Below are 18,021 nucleotides of genomic sequence, written 5' to 3'. Positions count from 1 at the left end.
TCCTATTTCTGCTGATTGATACGGGCTTCGATGGCATCCATAAGCATGCCGGTAATGTCAACGTCATATGCGGCTTCAATTTCTCTAATGCAGGTTGGGCTGGTGACATTGATTTCAGTTAACTTATCACCAATGACGTCTAAACCAACAAAAATAAGGCCTCGTTTTTTCAATTCTGGACCAATGGCGCGGGCTATTTTCCAATCACTTTCTGATAATGGCTGGGCTACTCCACTGCCGCCAGCCGCTAGGTTGCCACGGGTTTCACCTTTCATCGGGATACGCGCTAATGCGTATGGAACCGGTTCACCGTCAACCACTAAAATACGCTTGTCACCTTGAGTTATCTCAGGGATAAAGGCTTGAGCCATTGCGAACTGCTGGCCATAACTGGTGAGCGTTTCGATAATGACCCCGACGTTAGGGTCATCTTTTTTCACTCTAAAAATAGACGTGCCGCCCATGCCATCTAATGGTTTTAAAATAATATCTTGCTTCAATTGGTGGAACGCTCGAATACGTTTAGCATCACGGGTCACAAGAGTGTCTGGCGTAAACTCAGAAAACCATGCTGTAAACAGTTTTTCATTGGCATCACGTAAGCTTTGAGGCTTGTTAACGATTAATACGCCTTCTTCTTCCGCCCGTTCCAGCATATAAGTGGCGTAGATGAATTCGGTATCAAATGGTGGATCTTTGCGCATTAAGATCACATCAAGATCTGCCAACGGGGTATCAATTGACTCGCCTAATGTAAACCATTGGTTAGCATCTTGCTTTACCGATAATTCACGCATGTTGGCCATGGCTTTGCCGTTGACCATCGCAAGATCATGCATTTCCATATAAAACAATTGGTAGCCACGTGCCTGTGCGGCTAATAACATCGCGAAGCTGGTATCTTTTTTGATGTTAATGTCGCTAATAGGGTCCATAACAATGCCGAGCTTAATCATGTGTTTATCCTTAATAATATCCAAGATGATATCGGTTTGGGTTAACCAATATCGCCAAATTTAACTTGTAATGCAGTAATAGCAGTCAATGATGCGGTTTCTGTACGCAGCACTCTTGGCCCCAATAAAATATCGGTAAAATGCTCAGTTTCGGTCATGGCAATTTCTTCGTCAGATAAGCCGCCTTCTGGGCCAATTAATAATCTTACTTTGTGGTGTTGATCGGTTAACTGTAAGCCATTAATGCCGTGTGAAGCTCTTGGGTGTAAATTCAGTTTTAAGGCTTCGGTAGATTCTTCACACCATTGCGCCAATGTCATTGCAGGGCGAACAACCGGTACGATACTGCGGCCAGATTGTTCACAAGCACTGACGACAATTTTTTGCCATTGTTGTTGTTTTTTCTCTAAGCGATCACCATTAAGTTTGACACCACAACGATCTGAAAATAAGGGTGTAATCCTTGTTACGCCTAGCTCAACCGATTTTTGGATCGTAAATTCCATTCGGTCACCACGAGAAATTACCTGACCTAAGTGCAAGTCTAATGTTGATTCGTTGTTGTTAGCTTGACAACTTAAGACGTTGACAGTGATGTGTTTTTTACTTATTTCAATAATTTCAGCTAAGTAATCATTACCATCACCGTTAAACAAGCTGATGTGGTCCCCCATACCCATTCGCAATACTCGGCCGATATGGGCGACACCATCCTCATCTAATTGAAGCGTTTGCCCTTGTTGTAAATTGTCTAGGGGCTGAAAAATGCGTGGGACTCTCATCAGTGTTGACCTTATTTAACCAATTGTTCAAGGGGGAGCTTGATCGTCAATTAACGAACTAAGCCGATATTTTGGCATTGTTTGAATACAAAATCATTATGATTACCTTGGTTAGCAGCGATTAAGGTATCACGTTGGCATTCCGTGGCGCTGATTGGTTGCATTTTGTTCCATGCGTTAAACAACTTTTGTTGGCTATTACTGATTTGCAGACCATAGGTTTGTTGCATATAAAGGTAAGTTCGAGCGATAGGCCCTCTTGCTTGTTTGGGGGGTTGTGCTTTGCGGCCTTTAAAGTCGATAATCATTTTACACTGCCCGTATTGATCCGCTTTTCCGCCCCAATCACTAAAACGAAAATTGCTGCGATCGCCATTCACCTCACCTACAGCAGGAACAAGATTGTGTAAATCGGCTGCCATTTTTTTAAATGCAGCATTATTTTTATTGCAGTTTTTTCGACCACCGTCTTGCCAGCATTGCAGTTGATGACCAAATTCCCATGCGGGAACCACATGCTCCCATTCGATACGGTTGGCTCTAATGATTTGTTTTCTAACTTTATAACCACAGCTAGCATGATCCGCTTGCCATAATTTTCCTGCGATGGCGATATCGCAGCCGCAATAGAAGGTGCTGAGTGGTAAGTGTTGTTGGTAAATCTTTTTAGCCATTTTTTTGGCTTGACCGAAACTGCTGGAATGTTCTGCCGCGATAAGTGTGGATGAAAAAATGCCGCACAGAAGCGACACCCAAAAGAACCAAGAGAGTGTGGATGATAAGCGCAAAATAAACCCTAAAATTAACAAAAAACATCATTACAGTGCAGGCTTAGCCTGTCATTTTGGCTGATGTTAATCCATCGCATGCGATGACGCAATTGATAATGTTAGGTGCTAAAAGGGGTTAATGTTTGTTGGCAACGGCGACAGCGATATTGAGTCTGGCCTCGCACAATTCTGTTGTGACGTCTTATGGTTAATTGCACACTGCCACAACCGCAAAAATATTCAAATTGTTGACCACTGACGGACTGGATATTGAGTTGGTGAGTGGTCTTTGGCGTAATACTAAATGTTGTCATCATGACGCTTTGCCATTCTTTACCGTGAGGTTTTACTTTACCAAATAGATGGAAACACACCAAATGGCTAATTTCATGTGGTACCACTTCGTTAATAAAAATATTTGGATTTTCAGTTAGTAAAACAGGATTGAAGCGCAGTTTATTGGTTTGTAAATGCGCCGTCCCCGCGCTTTTTCCGCGTAAGCTAAAATGTACGCTCGGACGAGGAAATTGACGTTTGAAATATTGCTCTGCTAATTGGTAGTCTGCTTCGACTTTGGCCAATATCTGCTGTTGTAACGGATCGCTAACGGCAGTGTTTGGCGATTGGTGGGTTCGAGGCCCTACTGATAACGAAGACCCCTTTGTATGGATGTCTTGCGTTAGCGCTTGGTGCGCGCGCTGGGTGAGATTGAAGATATTTTTAAACATGATGAAATGCTTCACTTACCTACACGAATATTCAATGAGAGACTCAAGCAAGCAAAGCATAGACATTTTATATTAGTCTTTTGACATTACAGAGTGCTCGCCGCTGCGGCTATCATGGCACGAATTTGCTCGACGATGTCTGACTCTACTTGTGAGTCGTAGCCTTTAATACGTGGAGTATGAATGTGTCCTACGGGTAAGTTCAAGTTAAATTGGTCTCGAAGTAAAATACTGCGATAGGAAATTTCATTAGATAAATAGCCCCCACCAGAACCTTCAACTGAAATTTCATTTTGTAATTCAGCCAGTGATGATGCCTTAAATTGCCCCCTAGATAAGGTGTTAATTTGATGATTGTCATTGACGCTCCAATGACCTTTAACCGCTGCCATTGCTTCAACGGGCAGAGAAAATTGCACAAACTCAGGGCCATTTAATTTTCCATCGGAAGAAGTGCCACCGTTAAATAACGGCGCTTTAGGATTGCTGTGACTGGCGCCGGTTAATACATTTAAATTGTCTGGTGCCTCTGCACTGCGGTTACGTCCAGGAAAACGTTCGATATCGAAATTTTCCCGGCCCATGCTAATGGTAAAGACCATGTCGACACTGTTTTCACGATAAAAGGGCGTGAGTAACGATTCGATAATACCATTGTCGAAATCGCTAAATCTCACAGGGATCATCACGGTTTCTATCTGTGCTTTTTTACCATTAATCTCAAAACGATAGCCATCAAATGCTAAAGCCGCTAAGCCTGATGGATTACTTTGGCCAATATTTCTATCAAGAAAAAAGGGATCGAAACCGGTCACTAAAATATTAATTTGGGTATCGGGTAAAAATTCAATATCGCTAAAACCGCGAGACGATTTCTCAACCGCTTTGACCAAAATATCACGTTGCCAGTCGGCAACATTAAATCCGACTCTTTCTTGCTTTAGAACGTTACGCATACTTAGACGGCTCCAGTACAACGAGCGATCGTCACTGTGCCCCGATTGTACATCGCGTACGGCTTGCTGCCATAACCTGTGTCCTTGATGCGCCGCCATTTCGGTAACGGCTAACTCATCATTGGATTGGGCTAACTTGACCTCTAAAGTATCACTGATAGCTTGATAACGATTAACCACCTGCGGCATTGTTTGCCCAGCCTTTGATACACGCATCTCTTCAATGTTTTTTTGGAGTTGTCCTGCATTAACTGCATTCGATAGCGTGGCTAATACCAATGAACTTAACATTATAAAAGCGCTGTGTTTAATCATGATGGTTCCTTTAGGGCCCTAGATATCCATATTGGGGTTATGTTTAACGATGTTACTGCCCGCTAGGCTAGGTAACGTTTATTCTAAGTGACAGTTATAACACAGTTGTTTCGGCTATTTAATAGCACTTTGAATACTTGTACACGTGTAGGTCATTTTTGAGTGATGGATTTATGTTGATAATTTGTCTGGCCGTTAAACTTACCGTGATATCAATATAATTACTGATTTTTTCTATACTATTGATGCATCTATACCATACTTAGATCATAAAAAAGATGTGGCTGGATATAGCAGAGACACTGAAGATAGTCATCGTTGCGGTTAATCTGGGGTGAGAAACCGTTACAAAGGTGATTAAAAGCGGGCAAAGTGTCGTTCTGCTCATGGATGAATATTGAGTCAGATGAAGATAGTTTTTATGAGTGATTATCTTTGTTATCTATTGCGTTACCGATGATATAAGCGATGAGTGATTACTCTGAGTTTATATTTAAGTAACCTCAACTCGGATTAATAGATGGGATAAGTAAGTCCAAATCAGAATGTTTGGCCTATTTCTTATCAAACCTGTCATTTGTTTTGCTAACAAGGCGCATTGGCGCGTCAATAGCCGGTCTATTGCAAGTCAATGCAACACAGTTAGCGGAGCAAAGGACTGTTTGATAAACGTTTATTATCCCGAACTGAGATTAAGACGTTACATTATCCAGTTATATCTATAGATAAAATGCACTGGCTAACCTTGTGTTAGCACTTTTGTGTTCACTGTATCGGAAGGATATCAACATGGAACCATTATTAATGGCAGGTTTTCGGTGTAATGAGCTAAACGAGGTGCTTTGTGGATTACACTTTCAACTTCACTATATTGATAAGTATAATAAAAATAAAATACCTATTAATTGTGCTCTGTGCTTAATCGATCTTCGAACAGAAAATACTATAAATGAAATCACTAACCTGGTGAGAGAGTTAGATCCCAGGATCCATATCATTGTACTCATAAATAAACCACAACTCGACATTGCAGAAATTACCACTTTTATTGCCCAATTTGCTTGGGATTTTTACACCAGTCCAATTGATCCTGAAAGATTAGCGAAGTGCTTGGGTCATGGTCTCGGTCTGTCTAAATTAAAGCAGCAGCATGCTCCGCAGCTTGAATCACAGTGTAAAGATAACGAGCAATTTGCGTATCAATCAGACGTCATGCGACAGTTATTCCGTCAAGTTGGGCGAGTGGCCCCGACCGATATCCCCGTGCTTATTAGAGGTGAATCTGGCACGGGTAAAGAATTAGTGGCGACCCAGTTACATCAATTATCTGCCAGAAAAGACGGACCTTTTGTTACGGTTAATTGTGGCGCTATGGCGGCAGGATTAATTCAGTCTGAGTTATTTGGTCATGAAAAAGGCGCCTTTACGGGGGCCACAAGTTCCCGAAAGGGCAAAATTGCACTGGCTAATGGCGGAACATTATTTTTAGATGAAATTGGCGATTTACCCGCTGAACTACAAGTCAATTTACTGCGTTTTTTACAAGAAGGCTTGTATGACTCCGTTGGCGGTAGTATGCCGCAATCGGCTGACGTGCGTATTTTAGCCGCTACTCATGTCAATTTAGAAAATGCTATTGATCAAGGTAAGTTTCGCTTAGATCTTTACTATCGTTTAAATGGCATTACCATTGAAACTCCAAGATTAAAAGAAAGACGTGATGATATCATCGGTTTAGCCAATCGATTTATTCGGGTGTATTCGGATGAATATGGGCTTGCGACTAAGCCATTGTCGCAGTCCGCTTGCCATGCATTATTAAATTATCCATGGCCTGGTAATGTCCGCGAGTTAATTAATCGTGTTCGTCGTGCGGTTGTATTGAGCGACACGCAGCAGATCACTGCTCAAAACTTAGAGTTAATCAATATCGAAAAAAAGCGTCATATCGCGCTCTCGCTTAAAACCTTAAAAGACAATGCTGAAAAACAAGCATTGCAACAAGCAATCTTGATTGCAGATGGTCATGTTGAACTAGCAGCAAGTTATTTAGATATTTCTAGAGCGACCTTTTATCGACTCATGGACAAGCATGACTTAGAACTGATCTAGTCTTGTTAACATTGCGATAATCATATTGTTTGCTTATCGAATCTTAAGAATAAGATTCAGGCTAAAAATAAAATTAATATAGATATCAATAATCTAGCTATTTACATTCTTAATATTAAGAATTCCCCTTCATTTTAAAATTACTATCTACATGAAATATATAAACTTTTATCTTTGGCACAAGGGTTGCTATAACCTTGTATCAAGTATGGAAGGAATATTTTATGGATATTATTAGCAGACTACATCGCAATATATTGCCGTTGTCATTGACGCGAGGAATACCGCTTGGTGTGTTATTGCTAGCTGCGCAATCTTACGCTGATGACTCAAGTGTCATTGGCTCACACGTGATGCAAGGTGCAGGTCGGGCAAGTATTAATCAAGCCGCTGGCGATTTTAATATTCAGTCTAATAGCCACGCTATAGGCCACAGTGCATCCATTCAAACGATTAATTACATCCTATCACCGCAATTAACTTCGCAATCAGAACCCAACAAGCAACGCATTACGGTAATAGACAGCCAAGCTTTTGCATTATTTCAAGGGTTAGCAAGTATTAATCAAGTGAGTGGTGAGCAAAATATGCAAGCCAATATAGGCAGTATTGCCATGGATTCAACCCTTGAAACCATCATGGGTCAAGGGTTAAACGATGACGCGCTAACCCAAGTGTCGAGCCAATTGGCACCTTCATCTTATCAATTATCATATTATCAGGCCGAAATTGCTCCAGACAGTTTTTTGGATGCGCAAGGCGTGATGCAAGTTAATCAAATTTCTGGCAATAATAATGTTGCCATTAACCAGTTCTCGTTGCAGTTACCAAGCGGGAATTAATAATCATCGATCGGAGGAATGGAAGATGAAAAAACTCACTCTAGTATTAAGTATTGCAGCCATAATGAGTGGTTCTGCATACGCTAACGGAATGACAGATACTGACAGCAGTGTTGAATTAAATAAAGCCGTCAATGTAACTAAAGACCTTAAATACGAAGGAAAAGTTAAAATTGAAGGTACCATTAAAGCCAACGGTTTAGGCATGGCAGTGGTTGAAAACGTGCAAGAAACTAGCGCAAATATGGTTGAAAATTACTATCATGATAATGATGCTAAAATAACAGGCAGTTCATTTGAAGGCGCCAGCGGTAATATTGGTGTTAACCAAGCAGCTGGTGATTTTAATGCGCAAAGTAATTCAGCTGCGTTAGCTTCTATTGATGCAGGTTTTGCTTTTGGCTCTGGTGATGCTGAAATTTTTAATACGCAAATGGGTGGTTTTAATGGTGTCTGGAATGAAGCCTCAACTAACACATCAACCATCGCGGGTTCTTCGTTTATGAATGCCACAGGTAATATTGGCGTCAACGTTGCTGCTGGTAACAACAATATTCAAGCCAATAATATGGCCGCGTCGACTTATAATGGACGTTTAGGTGAAGCCAGCGTGTCTAATGTGCAAAGCACTGGGCATAACGGCACTATGAACATCGGGGTTGTTCAGGATAGCGTGGAATATGCCACCGTTAATCTTGCCTTAGGTGCTTCTGGAACATACGTGGGAACTTCGGAGCTCAATACGCCTTATTATCCTCAAATAATCCTAGAAGAAGGTCCAGATGCTGGTTCACATAATGTGCCTCCTGGAACTGTAGTGGGCCATATTGATTTTGATACTGAAAATCCAACCGGTTCAGAGGTAATGACCTTTGACGAAGCGGGTGATATTGCTCTAAATGGTACGGTTAGTGGCCAATTACCTTTCTTTGTCCAAACTATCGTGCAGAAGTCTAATAACACTTCATTACTAGGGGGCAGTGCTTTCCAAAATGCATCCGGTAACATTGGTGTTAACTTGGCGAGTGGTACAGGAAACTTACAGTCAAACAACTTAGCCTTGACAAGTATTACTGGACCGTCAACCGTTATTTCGGCTGAATAATGCTAAATGAAACGGTATGAATAAGGCAGGGGGGCAACCCCCTGATTCATCTTATGCGCAATATAACCCAATTGATGATCGCACTGTTGATCATTTTCAGCTTGAGTCTGACTAACTACAATTATGCCGCAGAGGTTCCATTAACGGGTGTCGTGCCAGGAATGGGAACCTATTCTAAACCTATTCAAAGTATACGTGAGCGCAAGTTTGAACATGTAATACAACAAAGAACCGATTTCTCTTGCGGTGCAGCCAGCCTAGCTAGCCTGTTGAAATATGCCTATGATCGTCAAGAGATTACTGAGCAAAAAGTGTTAATTGGCATGTTAGAGCATGCTGATCTGGCATTGGTTCAAGAGCAAGGATTTTCACTGCTTAATATGAAACGGTATCTGCAATCTCAAGGTTTAAGAGGGCGTGGATATAAAGTCGGTGAAGCTGAAATGTCGTTACTCAAAATCCCTGCCATTGTGTTACTTAATGATAGTGGTTACAGCCACTTTGTGGTTTTTCGACGTTATGATGGCGGAGATGTCTATTTAGGCGATCCTGCTTTAGGTAATCGGATCATGACAATGGCAGAGTTTAATCAGAAGTGGAATGGTGTTGTGTTTGTGGTTATTGGAGAAGATTATCAACGTGATAATCCTTTGCTGCACCCAAGAGCAAAATTAACGTTTAAAGCACTCGACCCTCTGTCGCCACTGACGGACGCAGAGTTGCTCGAATTTGGTTTTTCTTATTCAGATATGCTTTAAGGAGGAAGATATGAAATTATGCATGATGCTACTACTGACTGTCGCTGCACCAGTGATGGCCAGTTCACCTTCGCTGTCAGTGTTTAAACATAGCCAAGTGCTAACAGACTTTGAACTTGATTCAATGAAAGGCAAATACATCAATAGTGGTCAAGATTATTATTTCGGCTTACAAATGCAAACGCAGTTTATCCAAGACAATGGTATTCAACAGCAAGTAGGTATGCAAATCGAAATTGCTCAAGTTGATAATCAACCCTCGATAAGTATTACTATTAGCGACCCAAATGCTATTAATAGTCAAAATGGGTTTCAGTTAGATACCTTGGGGCAAACGGCAGGGTTACAACAACGAATTCAAATCGCCGGCGATGAAAACCTAGCAGTTAATGAATTCGACATGGCCCAAGGTCATTTGACGCCCTTGTTGCAGGGGATCAATGTTGCAGTGGGGACAACGCTTGTTAGCCATAATGGCAGCACTACTTTTTCGGCTAATGCTAATACGATTGGTTATCAAGTTGACTTGGTTTCGGGTAATGCGAGCCAAGGAATTAGCTATCAAGATGGCAACGGCCAGTTAGTGCAGAGCATTTTTATTAATGGACTCAATCACGGAGTGATAAATCAGTCTACACTAAGGTACGATGGTATGCCTGTTGGACCGATAGAGTCGAATATACTTGGTAGGCAAATCAGTGATTTAACATCTATGGGATTTTGATTTACTCTGTACAAGCCAAGGACGTATATATGAATAAGAAATGGACCTCAGCTATCGCAGTGATACTGCCTGGAATATGGGCCGTACCTGCGTATGCTGCAGATACTCATCCTCAACCTGTCTCGCAATCGACCTTATCTGAACAAGATATTGCAGCACTTAAACAAAAACTGATTCAGTTAAATCAACAAATTAAGTTACAGCAACAAGCCATTAATCAGATGGCACAACAGGTGCTCAAGCAAGAGGCATTAAGCCGCCAAGCCAGCAATACAAATGTCACCTCTACGACACAGCAAACGCCTCCTCCCCCCCCATCAGTTGAACGACCAAGCGCTCAATCAAGTCAACAAGCTGTAGTCGCCAGTAGCACTGCAAAGCGAAAAAAAACGCCAGACAGAGCAAGAAGTACTGATGACGTATTACAAGAAGCGCATAATGTTTTCTCTCGAAAATTTACCGTCGAGCCCTCATTTACCTATAGCTACTACAGTCGTAAAGATCTAATTCTTAGAGGGTTTTTAGCACTTGATGCCATTTTTTTGGGTAATTTAAATTTAGATCGTATTCGCACTAATACTACGCAACTTGATCTCACCACCCGCTATACTTTAAATGAAAACTGGCAGTTTGAGCTCGGTTTACCGTACCTGTATCGCTGGACTCAGTATGACTCTGTGGGGGAGGGCAACTCGAGTCAACGATATGAAACCGCTAAAATTAGTGGTGGTCAAATTGGTGATATCAGTGGCGCAGTTTATTATCGAATGAATGCTGAATCAGTAGACTGGCCCGATTGGGTGTGGAACGTCAGGGTTCGCGCTCCAACCGGAAAAGATCCTTTTGGGATCCCGCTTGAAACATCAGACTCTGGCAATTTGACCTACCCAACTGAAATGGCAACGGGTTCTGGTGTTTGGGGCGTGTCTACAGGGTTTAGCTTAGCAAAAACCTTTGATCCTGCGATTGTATTTTTTAATTTAAATTATGGTGTTAGCTTTACAGAGGAATTTGATGACTTGTCCGGTGCGACAGGGTTAAGCCCTGGTGAAATTGATTTAGGTAATTATCTTGATTACAGCGTGGGATTAGCTTTTGCTGTTTCCGAGCGAATGAGTTTGAGTATGAGCTTTAATCAACGGTTTTACAGTAAAACTAAACAAAGACCAGAAGGTGGAGAATGGCAGAAAATCCCTCGAACTGACACCAATACCGCGAATTTGGGTATTGGCGCTACCTTAGCCTTGTCACCTAATTTATCCATGGTGACCTCAATAGGCTCCGGGTTAACTGAAGACTCCCCAGATTATCAAATTAGCGTGCGATTTCCTTATCGTTTTTAATTTAGTAAAAGGAATTGGCATTCTTTATCAGTCAATCGGTATCACCTCAAGCAGCCTATTTTAAGCCGTTTGAGGTGATATACCTAAACGATTTCGAAATGCAGGATTGAGCATGTCCAGAAGTGACAGCGTTCAAGGTGCTAGGAATAGGGCGCCTACGGCTGCTAGATCCTAGGACCTAAAACCTAGCATCTAGAAGGAGCGAAGCACCGCCCTCTGGCGAGCTTGCGAGTTCCTAGAACCTATCAGTCGCGAAGCGACGCTCTCGGTAAGGCGTCACCATTATATATCCTTAACTCATCATTGAATGCAATGATTCTTGGCTGGTATAACGTTTGGTGAAAAAGTCTAAAAAAGCACTAATGTTGCTGGCTAATTGGCGCCGACTTGAATAAACCCCATAAACTTTAAAGGTTTCCATTGGCCATTCTTGTAAAATAGGCACTAAGCTCCCCGTTGCGAGTTCTTGCTTGCAGCTCGTGTTAGATAGCATGGCAATGCCATAATTATCCAACGCTAAGCGTTTTACCATACTGGCGCTGTTGACTCGTACTTTTCGTTTAAAGGTCGCCATTATTTTACGATTGCCTTTTCCTAATGGCCAAATGGGGGCCGATAAGGTGGTGCCAAGTAAAATACCGTTGTGCTGGGTTAATTCTTGCGGTGTAGCAGGGCTACTGAATTCTTTTATATAACCAGGGCTAGCGACCAGAATAGGTTGGCGTTCAAATAACAATCGAGCAACAAGATCTGACGACTGTAATGGACCATATTTAATGGCAATATCGTAACCTTCACCCACAAGACCGACATCACTGTCAGTAAATTGAATATCCAGTTCTATATTGGGGTAAAGACGCATAAAACTTGAGCATAAATGGCCAATGACATCTTGTGAAAATGACACCGGAATTGCTATCCGTAACGATCCAGAAATATCATTATGGGTGTTTTCAATAGTGGCTTTGGCGGCTTCAATTTCATGGCTAATGGAATCACAGTGTTGAAAAAATAATGCGCCAACTTGGGTCAGACTTAAATTTCGGGTGTCTCTTTGGAGTAGTCGCACTCCGAGTTGTTCTTCTAATTGAGCAACTTTTCGACTAATGGTTGATTTAGGTTGTCCGATCTCTCGGGCTGCTTGAGAGAATCCTTTTGCTCTAACAACGGCTGCAAACAGCATCATACCGTTCAAATCGGGCATTCAAACCTCACTGTCTCAATTATGGAACAAAGCGTCCAAGCTAGTTTATATGGTAATTTACCCATTAACAAAGTTATATTTACGAGCTAAAAAAAATTTTCAGAGGCTATATAAGCAGAGGATCTAAGGATGACCAGCAAAAAGCAGCCCGCTAACAAGACTCAAGCACTATCGGCTGACCCACTTTTCTTACAAGCAGAACACTTGGCTAAAGATTTTTCATTATTTCCTGCTCATAACAAGCAGAGTGTATCTCAAGAAGTAAAAGGATTATTAACTGAAGATGCAATTCAATCAAACTTAAAAAGTTTGGCATCTTTAGATGTTGATGGTTATGTCAATAAAGTTATCCAACCCACTTTGGATAAAAACCGCCCTGGCGCGAAGCGTATGATCGCGGACTTAAAAGGCAAGATTATTGCTGAAAGTCATATTGGACCGTTTTATCGTGCTGAAGTGGAATTAAACTTTGGCACTCGTACTCGTCGTATCGGTTTTATTGCCCAAGAGCGCACGACCGCAAACGGTGCGTGGATGCCAGAACATCATCTTGCAGCATGTAAGGCGATCCGTCATTTTGCAGAATTGTCGATGCCAATAGTATATTTAATTGATACTCCTGGTGCCGATGCTGGTGAAGTTGCCAACAGCCAAAATCAAGCTCATACCATTTCAAAAGCCATCGCTGAAAGTGCTAACGTTGGTGTACCGACAGTCGGTATTGTGATTGGTGCGGGCTATTCAGGTGGTGCGATTCCATTAGCTGCAGCCAATATTTTATTATCTGTACGCGACGGTATTTTTAATACTATCCAGCCGCAAGGCTTACAAAGCATTGCGCGTAAGTACAACTTGTCATGGCAAGAATGTGCTAAGTCTGTCGGGGTATCGCCAGAAGAGCTTTATACCGCGGGCTGTATTGACGGTATTATCGACTTTACGCCATCAGATAAAGATGAGCGCCAGCATAATTTCCGTCGTGCGATTATCAGTGCTATTGAAGCCGTTGAACGTGCTGCGATGGATTTTGTACGCGAGTCTGCTGATTTAAAAGAACATTATGGTCGAAGTTTACAGCGTTTCTTAGCGCCGTCGGCTAATTTACTTACGCTTGAAAATAATACCCGCTTGTCTGTCGCCAATAATCCGACTATGTATCACAATATTTTTGGTAGTGCATATCGATATCTGCGTTATTTGACTTTACGTAGCCGTATTCATTCAATCTCACAAGAACAGTATGGTCGCTTGTCAAAAGTGAGCGTGCCAGAAGGTGATTTGTTAGCGCGTATTAAGCAAGAACAGGAACGCGTGTTCCAAGCGTGGTTAACCAACCCTGACAAGTTAGTTTACGATGAAGAACTGAATAAATTATGGGGTACGTTTAGCGCTAAACGTAAAGATATTTCTGCCGAACGTAACGTAATTACACGTTTTATTTTGGGTGAACCAAAAGAGAACTACAAAAAAGCACGTAAAGCACTGTTATTTAATATTGGTTGGTCATTATACCATCGTTGGAAAAGTAACGCGGCTAACAATTTCAATGGTTTAATTAAGCATTTAGAGTCATTGCCTAAGTCTACAACACAAGCTCCATGGCCTGAACTTAGTCAGCTTACTGTGCTGGACATTGTCGTTAATGACGAATTACGTGAAGACTTTATTTGGCAGTGTCATAACGTGCTTATCTTCAATGCACTTTATGACAATGTGGTCGGCAGTTTGGCGTCAATTTCCAAAGAAGCCATGATGTCAAAAAGTTTGTCTCGTGAATCAGTGGACAAGTTACTCCATAAATCGATTGATAATGCCTTATCTAATAGTGATAACGCTAACGACAAGAGCAAGTTCTATAAGTGGTTAAAATACTTTATGGATCAATCGAATCGTGCTGAATTGTTAACGCGTGTAGAGCAATGGAAGAGTGTCGGTTTCCCACAATTAAACGATTCGCTTTTCGTTATCTTAACTTATTTCTTCGAGCGCTTATTACCAGAGTACTTTGACAGTGAAGACGAGCACGATAAATACACGGGGACGATTAACCCTGTACGTATTGGTCGTCGTAAGGATTTTTGGAACCGTTTAACCATGGGTTACCAAGACTTACTTATCCAAAAAGTACTTCGTGAAGAGAAAAAGCAAGGCAAGATGGGCTGGGAAAATATTATCAAACAGTTCTTTACTCAGTTTGATGAAATTGATGCCGACAAAATGTCAGCTAACTTACTTAATTTCCCCGGTTTCCGGTTATCGATTGAAGATGCTATTGATAGAAAGATCCGCCCTTGTGGTTTAATTACCGGTCTGGCTGATTTTAAAAATAACGGCAGTAAGTTACGTGTAGGTGTTGCGGTTTCAAATACGGCATTCCAAGCGGGTGCATTTGATATGGCCAGTGCTGAAAAATTCAGTTCACTATTAATTGAATGTGCGAAACGTAAATTACCGGTCATTTGTTTTATCAGCTCTGGTGGCATGCAAACGAAAGAAGGTGCTGCGGCATTGTTCTCTATGGCGGTAGTGAATGACCGTATTACGCGCTTTATTCGTGATAACGAATTACCGGTATTGATGTTTGGTTTTGGTGATTGTACAGGTGGTGCTCAAGCCAGTTTTGTCACCCATCCTTTAGTGCAGACGTACTATTTATCTGGTACCAATATGCCGTTTGCTGGTCAAATGGTGGTACCTGCGTACTTACCATCAACGGCAACATTGTCGAACTATTTATCTAAAGTGCCAGGTGCAATGACGGGGTTAGTCCATAATCCATTTAGTGATACCTTAGACACTCAGTTGTATGGTATTGATCCACTCATGCCATTACCGACGATGAAAATAGACGAAGTGATCAGCAAAGCATTGTCTACCTTAGTGCCTGAAGTGATTGAGTTAGAAAAAGTCATTGAACAAGACGATCCTCGTGCATTGATGAAGCCTATTAATAAAGTGCTGGTGCATGCGCGTGGTTGTACGGCCGTTAAATTAATCCGTAAAGCACACGACAACAACATTAATGTGGTGTTGGTGGCCTCAGATCCGGACATGACATCTGTTCCAGCAGATATGCTTAAAGACACTGATAAGCTTGTATGTATTGGCGGTAATACCTCAGATGAAAGTTACTTAAATGCTTACTCAGTATTAAAAGTTGCTGAGTATGAAAATGTTGACGCGTTGCACCCAGGTATTGGCTTCTTATCAGAAAGTCCACAGTTTGCGGCGTTATGTGTCAACAATGGGGTTAACTTTGTCGGTCCTAGCGTGCATTCAATGACCACTATGGGTAACAAGTCTAACGCTATTCATACTTCGCAAGCGCAAAATGTCCCCGTTGTGCCAGGTAGTCATGGTATTTTGAGTAACGCAGAACAAGCGGTCAACGTAGCGTCTGAAATTGGTTATCCAGTGCTGTTAAAAGCGGTCCAAGGTGGAGGCGGTAAAGGTATTCAGGTCGTTAAACGTCCTGAGGACATGATTGGTTTCTTCCAGAAAACCGCGACGGAAGCCGCTGCTGCGTTTGGTAATGGTGACTTGTATTTAGAAAAATATGTTACCTCATTGCGCCACATTGAAGTCCAGCTACTGCGTGATCAGTTTGGTAATAGCAAAGTATTAGGTATTCGTGACTGTTCAGTACAACGTAACAACCAAAAAGTGATTGAAGAATCAGGATCAACCATGTTGCCTGAGGAGCTGAAACAACGCGTGATGGAATACACTCGTGCGTTAGGTGATGCTACCGATTACATGGGCGCTGGTACTGTTGAGTTTATCTATAACTTAGATGCAAACGAAGTGTACTTTATGGAGATGAATACTCGTCTTCAAGTTGAGCATCCGGTGACGGAAGCGACATCGGGTATTGATATTGTTAGCGCGCAGTTTGATATTGCTGCGGGTCGTTCAATTGAAAAACTACAGCCAGTTGACCAAGGTTACGCTATGGAAGTGCGTGTGACGGCGGAAAAAGCGGCACTCGATAGCCATGGTATTCTTCAGCTTATTCCTAATCCAGGTAACATCACTGAATGTGTATTGCCTGAGCGTGATGATGTTGAAATTATTTCGATTGCAGCAGCTGGCAAAGAAGTATCGCCATACTATGATAGCTTAATCGCACAGATCATTATCCGAGGTACTGACCGTGCTGATGTGGTGGCTAAGATGTATGCGTATCTTGATAGCGTAGTGATTAAAGGGATTGCGACTAACATTCCATTGCTGAAGCTTATCCTTAAAGATCCCACCTTCAATGAAGGGGTGTATGACACTAACTACTTGCCACGTTTAATGGCAGAGTTGGACATTCCAGCACTGATTGCTGAAATGGAAGCGGCTGCAGAAGCGATTAAGGTTGATTCTGAATCATTACGTGTTGGCGAAAGCAACGAATTGAAAGTATTGGCACAAGGTGCGGGAATTTTCTATACCTCCCCAGCACCTGGTGAAGCAGACTTTGTTAAAGAAGGTGACATTGTCACGGTTGAGCAAACATTGGCATTGATGGAAGCAATGAAAATGTTCTCTCAATTGACCCTAGCGGGCTTTAATCGTCAAACGGGTGTGTTATATCCTGAAGATCAAAAGTATCGCATTGAACGTATTCTGAATAGCAATGGCCAGCAAGTTTCACAAGGTGATCTCCTGTTTGTGATATCGCCTATCGAAGCGTAATACGTACGATTGATTGTTGAGTAAAATACCCGCTATTTAGCGGGTATTTTTTTGTCATACTTTTGTATGTTGTATTACACTAAATAGCATATTCACTTTCCTGTTCAACTATATTGTTGAGCCATAATTGTTGGATCATACTATTGAGAAGATTGAGCTGGCTTGAGTTCTCTAGCGTATTATTGGTAACGCTGTTGATATTCATTAATTTGATTAACACTAAGCATGCCAGTGCTTCGGTGCCCGAGAGCCAGTCTTTTACCAACTCAAAAAACCGTAATATCATCCGCTATTGTGTTGATCCAGATTGGTTACCTTATGAAGCCATTATCGATGGCCGTCATACTGGTATTTCATCTGATTATTTAGCATTATTAACAGATTATACCGATTTCACTTTTGTGTTAGTGCCTACCTCGTCTTGGCGACAGAGTTTAGAATTACTTAAAAAAGGTGCATGCGAGTTAACCCCCATTTTAAATCAAACACCCAAACGCGACGCATATCTCTCTTTTAGCGATATTTTTTTTAAATCGCCAAATGTCTTGGTGTCATTAAAATCCCAACCTTTTTTACAAGGATTTGAAAATATTGGTGATCGCTTATTGGCTATACCCAAAGATTATCGTCTAGTGGAATATATCCAACGATTTTACCCCACTATCAACGTAAGCGCTCAATTAACCGCACATACCAATAACCTTCAAATGTGACATGATTATTTCCTAACTAAATCTAGGAAA

14 protein-coding genes are annotated in these 18,021 nt (G+C 41.7%); 8 read left to right on the top strand and 6 right to left on the bottom strand.

Annotated features, from left to right (window positions below):
• Positions 1 to 2: 2 nt before the first annotated feature.
• The 5 genes from gshB to AAEZ02_RS13650 all read right to left on the bottom strand — a co-directional run bounded on the left by gshB (position 3) and on the right by AAEZ02_RS13650 (position 4,507).
• Entirely contained in the window at positions 3 to 956 is a 954-nt protein-coding gene (gene gshB, locus AAEZ02_RS13670) for a glutathione synthase (protein ID WP_101032901.1), read from the bottom strand.
• 41 nt (positions 957 to 997) lie between these two features.
• Complete coding sequence (gene rsmE / locus AAEZ02_RS13665; protein ID WP_351123641.1) at positions 998 to 1,738, bottom strand: 16S rRNA (uracil(1498)-N(3))-methyltransferase; 741 nt, start codon at positions 1,736 to 1,738, stop codon at positions 998 to 1,000.
• A gap of 50 nt (positions 1,739 to 1,788) precedes the next feature.
• Complete coding sequence (locus AAEZ02_RS13660; protein ID WP_351123663.1) at positions 1,789 to 2,490, bottom strand: endonuclease; 702 nt, start codon at positions 2,488 to 2,490, stop codon at positions 1,789 to 1,791.
• A gap of 137 nt (positions 2,491 to 2,627) precedes the next feature.
• Positions 2,628 to 3,236, bottom strand: coding sequence for a SprT family zinc-dependent metalloprotease (locus tag AAEZ02_RS13655; RefSeq protein WP_101032899.1), 609 nt, complete (start codon positions 3,234 to 3,236; stop codon positions 2,628 to 2,630).
• An 86-nt stretch (positions 3,237 to 3,322) separates the two neighbouring features.
• Complete coding sequence (locus AAEZ02_RS13650; RefSeq protein ID WP_124014213.1) at positions 3,323 to 4,507, bottom strand: PA0049 C-terminal domain-containing protein; 1,185 nt, start codon at positions 4,505 to 4,507, stop codon at positions 3,323 to 3,325.
• Positions 4,508 to 5,296: 789 nt separating this feature from the next.
• Between AAEZ02_RS13650 and AAEZ02_RS13645 the strand changes: the two genes are divergently transcribed.
• From AAEZ02_RS13645 to AAEZ02_RS13620, 6 genes are all read left to right on the top strand, one after another.
• Positions 5,297 to 6,619, top strand: coding sequence for a sigma-54 dependent transcriptional regulator (locus AAEZ02_RS13645; protein WP_124014214.1), 1,323 nt, complete (start codon positions 5,297 to 5,299; stop codon positions 6,617 to 6,619).
• Between the two features lie 224 nt (positions 6,620 to 6,843).
• Positions 6,844 to 7,461, top strand: coding sequence for a FapB/FapC family functional amyloid domain-containing protein (locus tag AAEZ02_RS13640; RefSeq protein WP_124014215.1), 618 nt, complete (start codon positions 6,844 to 6,846; stop codon positions 7,459 to 7,461).
• A 25-nt stretch (positions 7,462 to 7,486) separates the two neighbouring features.
• The gene (locus tag AAEZ02_RS13635; RefSeq protein ID WP_124014216.1) at positions 7,487 to 8,566 is read left to right on the top strand and encodes a FapB/FapC family functional amyloid domain-containing protein; all 1,080 of its coding nucleotides are present in this window, start codon (positions 7,487 to 7,489) and stop codon (positions 8,564 to 8,566) included.
• Positions 8,567 to 8,619: 53 nt separating this feature from the next.
• The gene (locus AAEZ02_RS13630) at positions 8,620 to 9,324 is read left to right on the top strand and encodes a C39 family peptidase (RefSeq protein ID WP_233768580.1); all 705 of its coding nucleotides are present in this window, start codon (positions 8,620 to 8,622) and stop codon (positions 9,322 to 9,324) included.
• 10 nt (positions 9,325 to 9,334) lie between these two features.
• Positions 9,335 to 10,048 carry a hypothetical protein gene (locus AAEZ02_RS13625; RefSeq protein WP_124014217.1) on the top strand — a complete coding sequence of 238 codons (714 nt, stop codon included), beginning with the start codon at positions 9,335 to 9,337 and terminating at the stop codon, positions 10,046 to 10,048.
• A 29-nt stretch (positions 10,049 to 10,077) separates the two neighbouring features.
• Positions 10,078 to 11,391 (top strand): transporter, encoded by a 1,314-nt coding sequence (locus AAEZ02_RS13620; protein ID WP_351123634.1) that lies wholly within the window; start codon positions 10,078 to 10,080, stop codon positions 11,389 to 11,391.
• A gap of 292 nt (positions 11,392 to 11,683) precedes the next feature.
• Here AAEZ02_RS13620 and AAEZ02_RS13615 read toward each other — a convergent pair whose 3' ends face one another.
• Entirely contained in the window at positions 11,684 to 12,595 is a 912-nt protein-coding gene (locus tag AAEZ02_RS13615) for a LysR family transcriptional regulator (protein WP_101032893.1), read from the bottom strand.
• 129 nt (positions 12,596 to 12,724) lie between these two features.
• Between AAEZ02_RS13615 and AAEZ02_RS13610 the strand changes: the two genes are divergently transcribed.
• The gene (locus tag AAEZ02_RS13610; RefSeq protein ID WP_124014218.1) at positions 12,725 to 17,278 is read left to right on the top strand and encodes an ATP-binding protein; all 4,554 of its coding nucleotides are present in this window, start codon (positions 12,725 to 12,727) and stop codon (positions 17,276 to 17,278) included.
• A 143-nt stretch (positions 17,279 to 17,421) separates the two neighbouring features.
• Positions 17,422 to 17,991, top strand: coding sequence for a transporter substrate-binding domain-containing protein (locus AAEZ02_RS13605; RefSeq protein WP_351123631.1), 570 nt, complete (start codon positions 17,422 to 17,424; stop codon positions 17,989 to 17,991).
• Positions 17,992 to 18,021: the final 30 nt, after the last annotated feature.

Source organism: Shewanella sp. T24-MNA-CIBAN-0130 (assembly GCF_040310185.1).
Lineage (GTDB): Bacteria > Pseudomonadota > Gammaproteobacteria > Enterobacterales > Shewanellaceae > Shewanella > Shewanella psychromarinicola.
Note: the sequence above shows the minus strand (reverse complement) of the source record. Positions and strands in the feature narration are given on the sequence as shown.

Excerpts from the sequence above, each read along its gene's own strand:
- gshB (WP_101032901.1), bottom strand. The coding sequence starts at position 956 with ATGATTAAGCTCGGCATTGTTATGGACCCTATTAGCGACATTAACATC.
- rsmE (WP_351123641.1), bottom strand. The coding sequence starts at position 1,738 with ATGAGAGTCCCACGCATTTTTCAGCCCCTAGACAATTTACAACAAGGG.
- AAEZ02_RS13655 (WP_101032899.1), bottom strand. The coding sequence starts at position 3,236 with ATGTTTAAAAATATCTTCAATCTCACCCAGCGCGCGCACCAAGCGCTA.
- AAEZ02_RS13650 (WP_124014213.1), bottom strand. The coding sequence starts at position 4,507 with ATGATTAAACACAGCGCTTTTATAATGTTAAGTTCATTGGTATTAGCC.
- AAEZ02_RS13645 (WP_124014214.1), top strand. The coding sequence starts at position 5,297 with ATGGAACCATTATTAATGGCAGGTTTTCGGTGTAATGAGCTAAACGAG.
- AAEZ02_RS13640 (WP_124014215.1), top strand. The coding sequence starts at position 6,844 with ATGGATATTATTAGCAGACTACATCGCAATATATTGCCGTTGTCATTG.
- AAEZ02_RS13635 (WP_124014216.1), top strand. The coding sequence starts at position 7,487 with ATGAAAAAACTCACTCTAGTATTAAGTATTGCAGCCATAATGAGTGGT.
- AAEZ02_RS13630 (WP_233768580.1), top strand. The coding sequence starts at position 8,620 with ATGCGCAATATAACCCAATTGATGATCGCACTGTTGATCATTTTCAGC.
- AAEZ02_RS13625 (WP_124014217.1), top strand. The coding sequence starts at position 9,335 with ATGAAATTATGCATGATGCTACTACTGACTGTCGCTGCACCAGTGATG.
- AAEZ02_RS13620 (WP_351123634.1), top strand. The coding sequence starts at position 10,078 with ATGAATAAGAAATGGACCTCAGCTATCGCAGTGATACTGCCTGGAATA.
- AAEZ02_RS13615 (WP_101032893.1), bottom strand. The coding sequence starts at position 12,595 with ATGCCCGATTTGAACGGTATGATGCTGTTTGCAGCCGTTGTTAGAGCA.
- AAEZ02_RS13610 (WP_124014218.1), top strand. The coding sequence starts at position 12,725 with ATGACCAGCAAAAAGCAGCCCGCTAACAAGACTCAAGCACTATCGGCT.